The organism is Gordonia sihwensis NBRC 108236 (assembly GCF_000333035.1).
Taxonomy (GTDB): Bacteria; Actinomycetota; Actinomycetes; order Mycobacteriales; family Mycobacteriaceae; genus Gordonia; species Gordonia sihwensis.
In genome coordinates this window covers 1-7,193 of sequence record NZ_BANU01000050.1, presented here as the reverse complement: position 1 = coordinate 7,193, position 7,193 = coordinate 1, and the positions used below count along the sequence as shown (strand labels likewise).

6 protein-coding genes and 1 pseudogene are annotated in these 7,193 nt (G+C 61.8%); 2 read left to right on the top strand and 5 right to left on the bottom strand.

Annotated elements, in window-relative coordinates; translation table 11 throughout:
* Nucleotides 1-1,089 (bottom strand): hypothetical protein (locus GSI01S_RS19285; protein ID WP_006898350.1); only part of this gene is annotated, 1,089 nt, incomplete at its 3' end.
* Nucleotides 1,090-1,375: 286 nt separating this feature from the next.
* Between GSI01S_RS19285 and GSI01S_RS19280 the strand changes: the two genes are divergently transcribed.
* Nucleotides 1,376-2,311, top strand: coding sequence for a hypothetical protein (locus GSI01S_RS19280; RefSeq protein WP_006898349.1), 936 nt, complete (start codon nucleotides 1,376-1,378; stop codon nucleotides 2,309-2,311).
* Nucleotides 2,312-2,869: 558 nt separating this feature from the next.
* Here GSI01S_RS19280 and GSI01S_RS19275 read toward each other — a convergent pair.
* The 3 genes and pseudogenes from GSI01S_RS19275 to GSI01S_RS19265 all read right to left on the bottom strand — a co-directional run bounded on the left by GSI01S_RS19275 (nucleotide 2,870) and on the right by GSI01S_RS19265 (nucleotide 4,986).
* Nucleotides 2,870-3,355 (bottom strand): MaoC/PaaZ C-terminal domain-containing protein, encoded by a 486-nt coding sequence (locus GSI01S_RS19275; RefSeq protein WP_006898348.1) that lies wholly within the window; start codon nucleotides 3,353-3,355, stop codon nucleotides 2,870-2,872.
* Nucleotides 3,352-4,485 (bottom strand): annotated as a pseudogene (locus GSI01S_RS19270) (acyl-CoA dehydrogenase family protein); the annotation flags it as partial. The gene GSI01S_RS19275 and the pseudogene GSI01S_RS19270, both read right to left, overlap by 4 nt.
* Nucleotides 4,486-4,584: 99 nt before the next feature.
* On the bottom strand, nucleotides 4,585-4,986 hold the full coding sequence (locus GSI01S_RS19265) for a MerR family transcriptional regulator (RefSeq protein ID WP_006898346.1): 402 nt from the start codon (nucleotides 4,984-4,986) through the stop codon (nucleotides 4,585-4,587).
* Nucleotides 4,987-5,118: 132 nt separating this feature from the next.
* Here GSI01S_RS19265 and GSI01S_RS19260 point away from each other — a divergent pair, with 132 nt between their 5' ends.
* Entirely contained in the window at nucleotides 5,119-6,687 is a 1,569-nt protein-coding gene (locus GSI01S_RS19260; RefSeq protein WP_006898345.1) for a SulP family inorganic anion transporter, read from the top strand.
* A 255-nt stretch (nucleotides 6,688-6,942) separates the two neighbouring features.
* Here the strand turns inward: GSI01S_RS19260 and GSI01S_RS19255 are convergent.
* The coding region (locus GSI01S_RS19255; RefSeq protein ID WP_006898337.1) for an ATP-binding protein at nucleotides 6,943-7,193 on the bottom strand (251 nt) is incomplete at its 5' end.

Below are 7,193 nucleotides of genomic sequence, written 5' to 3'. Positions count from 1 at the left end.
AAGTGCAAGCTCCACCTTGCCGGTCCGGTCAGCCCAGACGATTCGCTGGCCGCCGCGCACCCCCGACGTGAAGCTCTTCCGCTCCAACCGCAGTTCGGCGACGACATCACCTGTAGCGTCTCGGACTCCAACGGTGATACTAGATGCCGGTTCCGGACCGCCCGCTTCGGCCGTGATGGCGGTGAAGTGGATCTCAGCATTGTCAATAGTGCCGCCGAGCCCGCCGGGGAGGTTGAGTTCTGCGGACGCAGCAGACGAGGGAATCGTGAGATCTGTTCCGAAATTGAGAAACTGCTCGAAGCTCTCGGCGAGTGCCGGGTCGCCGGTTACGTCGACCTGCACGGTAGTGGTTATCGGACGCTCGCTGAGGGCGGCAGCGAACTTTGCATACACCTTGATGTGAAGCCACATGGGGCCGTGTTGCTCGGCTGCGACAGCGACCAGCCAGGGCTCGTCGACTTGGTGTGGGGGGCAATCGGATGTTCCGAAGTGGTACCGGTAGTGAGGGTCATTGTTTGCTGCACGTTGCAAGATCCTGATTCGTTCGCCGACGTCGGCAGGTTGCAAACGAGTCCCGCTAGCAAGGGTCGTGTCACCGCGAATGATGGCGGTAAGTTCGGCGAGTTGATCAGCGAAACGGTCTTTGCCCCCTTTGAGGTAGTAATCGATGAGCTCCTGGTGGCGTGCTGCGAGAATATCGAGCTGAGTCAGGCCCATCCATGACCACGTCGGGATACCCAGAGATTTGATCTCCTCTTCGATGCGAGCGCGGTATCCGGGGGTTGAATCGCGGGGGATCACAAGGTGCCACTCGGTGATCGTCCATCCTTCTTGCCTTGACGTTTCTGCGACCGCCCTGAGCGACTTCCTCACTTGTCGGAACTCTGCACCGGCAAACTTCAGGGGGAAGTTCTTGACTTGAAATACCTTGCGCTGGCTGTCGCCGTCGGGAACGAAGACATCGATGCCGCCGTCCGGGCCAGGTGTGAACTTCTGCCCCAGCGGGTGGTCGGCGCACACCAGCATCGCGACGGTGTGTTCGAACTCGCCGCTGTCGAGGCGAGACCAAGGGACGCGTTCAGAGGACATGGATTCGCCAGGTACTCATCAGGACTTCATCGCGCGAGGGCACCGATCCAGTATCTCAATCGACTACGACGCAGGTTGACGAACAGCTGCTGCGCCGGGGGTGGGGAAGAGTTCGCCCGCTGCTCAGCGTCGACAGTGAGGCGGATGTCAGTCGAAGGCGCGCGACTCGCCTCCCAATCAGTCGGCCGAGAATCGATGCCGCAGGTCTTGTCGGCGCCCAAGCCTATGCTGAGTACCGAGCCATGGAGCGTCGGCTTCGGGCCCGGTGAAACGGAGTGAGTGCCACATGCAAGCTGAGGTCACTGGAGCAGGTTTTCGAGAGGATCAGCTGACCGCGATCGAAGCGGGGCTGAATGCAATGTCAGAGCCGGACGCCCGGGTTGTGATTGTTGATAACTTCGTTGACACCGTTCAGCGACTCACCCAGAACCCCGCCTATTCGGCTGGCAGGGGAGCGGGAATCGTCGCTGCAAAGACGATCCACACATCTACAGGCGAAGTTATCGTCTTTAACGCACCTGAACTGCGCAATCGAGACAATCTCCTGTTGGAGAGGCTAGCGGCCCATGAGGCCGGCCACGTCAAACTCGGCAAACGCGGCGAGGGCGTGATAGGCCGCCAGCACCTCGTTGACTCCGAGTGGCGTTGGCTGCTGATGTGCCTCGGAGCCCTGGCCATTGATGAACTTCGGATCGAGCGTGGGCTCGCTGACCTTGGGTATCCGGTCGCAATGACCGGCGACGTTGATTACATTGATGAGGCAATGTTCTGGCTGAACTGCGAACTCATGAATGCCTTGGTCGACCCGGCCAGCTCAGACGTGGAGAAGTTTCAAGGCGCCGTCATGTCAACGCAAGATTGGCTGACCAAGCACCTTGCATATGTTGCCGCATACGCTTCTAGCCCGACGCTCGATTTATCAGCTCTGTCGAGCCATTCGAGACAGAACTGGGATGATTACATCGCGGCACATTGGGGCAAACGTGTTGCCTTCTACGAAAACATCCCGGACGTCCGCACGGCACTCGACGCCTCGGAACTGGACTCAATCCTGCTTTCGGCTATCGATATTGAGGCGGATCTGCTCAGCTCACTTGGATTTCGACTTTCTGACGGTGGCCACGGTCAAGGATATGCCTTCCGTCGAGTCTCCAGCGATTCTCAATGTGCTCGTCGGCTGCAGCGCGCGCGAGAAGCGTTCGCGCTGCGAGACAGTGCCTGAGGTGGGGGAATCCGCACTGGTGGCGCACCATATTCGATGGTGAGCTATGCGGCGGACAGTCCCGCAGAGGTGAGGCTGTCATTGGTCAGTGGGATCGCACTGGAGGTGATTCCGGTAAGCAGTTCTAACACTTGATGTTCCGTTTTCGGGCCAGGATGATTTTAAGTCCGTCGACGCCACAGAGACTGTGGCGGGGTGCTTACAACGCAGCCGAAGACGACTGGAGTAGTGGTGACCGGCATGCGGTCAGGTGTCGATTCATCAGATGCAATACGCATACTTCTACTTGTCATAAGGTCTGGTTACCGGTGCTCGATGTGGGTGGCAAGGCGACACGAGTTTTCGGACACTGCTGCCCTGCGGAAACGACTGGTTCTGTGAGTGTCGCGAAATCGATCGCTAGCTAGCGGACGCGCTCGGACGGGGGTTTGACTACCTTGAGCCACCGTCGTGAGGTGGGGTCGTCACGTCCCACGCTGACTTGCGGATACGAGATGAAGGTCGCTTCGTCGATGTAGGGCGGGACCGTTGCTCTTTCTGGTGACGTCCTGCCGTGTGTCAGTTGAAGCCTCCGGACGGTGTCGTGGCCTGCTCTCTTTGCCACATGACGATGGTCAGTTCGGCGTAGAGGACGGTGTGGTCGTCCTGATCGGTCAGCCGCATTTCTATCTTCACTCGTCCGCGTGTTCCGTCGAGAGTGATCTCGGCAATTTGGGCGGTTCCGGTGAGAACGTTGCCGGGTCGGACGGGCGCCGGGAACCGTACCTTGTCGAATCCGAGCCCGGCGATCACTGCCCATTGGTTGAGCATTGTTTGTGTGAGCAGCCGTTGAGCGATGGCAATGGTGTGTACCCCGCTGGCGATGAGTCCGCGGAAGTGACCCTGGTTGGCGGCGTCCTCATCGATGTGAAACCACTGTGCGTCCCAGCGGGTGGCGAAATCGACCAGTTCGGCCTTGGAGACGGTGTGATCGCCCAGTTTGTGAATCTGGCCCGGGGTGAAGTCTTCGGCGTAGACGGACGGACTTGGGGGAGTGGCGTTCACAGCGACCTGGCTACGAGCAGCTTCATGATCTCGTTGGTGCCGCCGTAGATCCGCTGCACGCGGGAGGCGGTGTACATCTGGGCGATGGGGTACTCCATCATGTAGCCGTAGCCACCGAACAGCTGTAGGCACTTGTCCACCACGCGGCACTGCATGTCGGTGGCCCACAGCTTGATCATCGAGGCGCCGGCGGCGTCGAGGGTGCCGTCGATCTGGCGGCGGATGCCGTCGTCGATCAGCGCCTTGCCGGCGTAGACGTCGGCCTTGCACTCGGCTAGTACGAACTGGGTGTTCTGGAAGTCCAGGAGTTTCTTGCCGAACGCATCGCGCTCTTTGACGTACCGGATGGTCTCGATCACCGCGGCCTCGGCCACTGCCACGCCGGCGACTCCGATGATGAGTCGCTCCCGCGGCAACTGGGTCATGAGTTCGGCGAAGCCGGAGCCCTCCTCGCCAAGGATGTTCTCCACCGGTACCCGCATGTCGTCAAAGAAGAGTTCGCGGGTGTCCCATCCGTGCATGCCGATCTTCTCGAGGACGGCGCCGCGGGAGAAGCCCGCGACGTTATTGTCGACCTCGGCGACTAGTAGGGAGATGCCCTTGCCGCCGGCCGCTGGATCGGTCTTGGCCACGATGACAACCAAGTCGCAGTGGGTGCCGTTGGAGATGAAGGTCTTGGCGCCGTTGACCACGTAGTGGTCGCCGTCGCGGATCGCTGTGGTCTTGACGTTCTGCAGGTCTGAGCCGGTACCAGGCTCGGTCATGGCGACGGCCACCACTTTCTCGCCGGAGGCGAGCCCGGGTAGCCAGCGGCGCTTTTGCTCCTCGGTCCCGTAGGCGTTGATGTAGTGGCTGACGATCGTGGAGTGCACGGTGAAGCCGAACGCGCTGTCGTGCGCGTACGCCAGTTCCTGGGCCACTACAGCCTCGTGGCCGAAGTCGCCTCCCCCGCCGCCGTCCTTTTCGGCGATGTCGGTGAGCAGTAGGCCTGCCGCTCCGGCTCTGTTCCAGAGTTCGCGGTCGACGTGGCCCTGCCGGGCCCAGTCCGCCTGGCGGGGGGTGACTTCTCTGGCGAAGAAGGCGCGGGCGTGGTCCCGTAGCAACTCGTGGGACTCGGTTTGCCAGGTGGGGCTCCGCTACAGAATTGGCTTCCGCCCACCTCGGCGTATCCAAATCCGGCGAGCTCGAGTTCACTTGTAGCAAAAACGGTCGTTTATGGATCAGCCTGCTTAGTCAAACCTCTGGCGGAATAGTTGCAAGAACTCGGCGCTGTACTCGAGTTGGGTCTGCAGTTCGAGGTAGCGCGCTTCAGCTTCGGCGCGGATCTCTTCGACGGTCATTCGAGCTGCGTGCCAGTCATCGAGCCCCGGCGATTCTGAGCGTTGGGCCGCCGTAAGGATGTCGGTGGCTTCGAGGAACTGCTTCATGCGTTCCAGCGAGAAGCCCAAAGGTTTCATTCGCCGGACGAGGAGCAGTCGGTCGATGTCGGCGTCGGTGTAGAGCCGGAATCCGCCGGCGGTGTGGCCGGAGGGCACCACTAGGCCGATGTCGTCGTAGTGGCGCAGCGTGCGGATCGACAGGCCGGTGAAGTCAGCGACCTCACCGACCATTCGTGCGGACTCTTCCCGCATCACACTCCTCGTGAAATAGGTCACGGTGTCGGTCCCAAATTCAACGCTACCCAAACCTGACGTTACGGTAGGTTTCAAACCTCCCGTTACGGGAGAGTGTGTCATGTTCCCTCCACGGTTAGGAAAACCCCCGTGACAGCTCCCACCCACGCATCCGGGGCCTCGTCCCCGCCCCCGGCCAGCTCGGATGACGATCTCGCACCCGTCGGCGTCCTCGCGTCGTTCAAGTACGCCTTCTCTTCCCCCCGCCGACTGCGCACCGAGGTCTTGGCCGGTCTGGTCGTCGCGCTCGCGCTCATCCCCGAGGCGATCTCGTTCTCGATCCTCGCCGGAGTGGACCCGAGGGTCGGGCTGTTCGCCTCCTTCACCATGGCCGTGACGATCGCCTTCACCGGCGGACGGCCCGCGATGATCTCCGCAGCGACCGGCGCAATCGCCCTGGTCATCGCCCCCGTGGCGCGCGAGTACGGGTTGGACTACTTCATCGCCACCGTGCTGCTGGCCGGCATCTTCCAGGTCGTGTTGAGCGTGATCGGGGTGGGCAAGCTCATGCGCTTCATCCCCCGGTCGGTGATGGTCGGGTTCGTCAACGCCCTGGCCATCCTGATCTTCACCGCGCAGATCCCGCACCTGCTGGGTGTGCCGTGGCTGGTGTACCCGATGGTCGCCGCTGGCGTGCTCATCATGGTGTTCTTCCCCAAACTTTCGGCCGCGGTGCCGGCCCCGCTGGTGGCGATCGTGGCGATCACCGCCGTGGTCGTGCTCTTCGGCTGGACCATGCCCAACGTCAGCGATCAGGGCGAGCTGCCCTCCTCGCTGCCGTCGCTATTCATCCCCGACGTGCCGTGGACGTTGGAGACGCTGCAAATCATCGCCCCCTATGCCCTGGCGATGGCGCTGGTCGGGCTCATGGAGTCGATGATGACCGCCAAACTCGTCGATGACATCACCGAGGTCCGCTCCGACAAGACCCGTGAGGGATGGGGCCAGGGCGTGGCCAACATCGTCACCGCCTTCTTCGGCGGCATGGGCGGCTGCGCGATGATCGGCCAGACCATGATCAACGTCAAGCAGTCCGGCGCCCGCACCCGCCTGTCCACCCTGCTGGCTGGGATCTTCCTACTCATCCTCGTCGTAGCGTTGGGCGACATCGTCGGCCTGATCCCCATGGCTGCCCTGGTCGCGGTGATGATCATGGTCTCGGTGGCCACCATGGACTGGCACTCCATCCACCCACGCACCCTGCGCCTGATGCCGCTCCCGGAGACGATCGTCATGGCGGTCACCGTCGCCGCGACTGTGATCACCCACAACCTGGCCATCGGCGTCATCCTCGGCGTGCTCACCGCGATGGTCATGTTCGCCCGCCGCGTGGCCCACATGACGAGCCTGGAGAAGGACTCTGAACTCGACGTCAATCACGACGGCACCATCGACATCCGCACCTACCGAGTGCGTGGCGAGCTTTTCTGGGCCTCGAGCAACGATCTGGTCTACCAGTTCGACTACACCGGCGACCCCCAGCACGTGGTCATCGACCTGACCGAGGCCGATATCTGGGACGCCTCCACCGTGGCCACCCTGGACGCGATCACCCACAAGTACGCCGCCAAGGGCAAGACCGTCGAGATCATCGGCCTTGACGGATCGAGCCTCGATCGTCTGGACAAACTCTCCGGCCACCTCGGCGACGAACACTGACTCCGCCGCTCCACCCTCGCCAGCGGCTTCACCTGAGCCGCCAAACGAAGCTGCGAAATCCCGCCAAACGAAGTTGAGAGTCACAAGTCGCTGCTGTGTCACAGGGTCTAGTTTGATACTTATGAAACGTTCTCCCGTGGGGTCTAGGATCTATTGATACAGATTCCGGGCGAAAGGGTCCCCTCATGGTGTCAACGGCCAGTTTGATGTCCCCGCTGGTGGCCAGGTAAAAGTCCCCACCCTGTGCGGGATGTTTTAGGTGGGTGGTACCTCCGTTCGGTGTGTCATGCGGTAGGAGTCGCCGTCGGTGATGACGATGGTGGCGTGGTGCAGGAGCCGGTCGAGGATGCTGGCGGCGGTGGTGTGTTCGGGCAGGAAGCGTCCCCATTGTTCGAAGGGCCAGTGACTGGCGATCGCGAGAGAGCGGCGTTCGTAGGCGCCGGCGACGAGCCGGAACAGCAGTTGGGTGCCGGTGTCGTCGAGCGGGGCGAATCCGATCTCGTCAA

Bases quoted from the DNA above. Each gene is read 5' to 3' on its own strand.
- GSI01S_RS19280 (WP_006898349.1), top strand. From the start codon at position 1,376: ATGCAAGCTGAGGTCACTGGAGCAGGTTTTCGAGAGGATCAGCTGACC.
- GSI01S_RS19265 (WP_006898346.1), bottom strand. From the start codon at position 4,986: ATGCGGGAAGAGTCCGCACGAATGGTCGGTGAGGTCGCTGACTTCACC.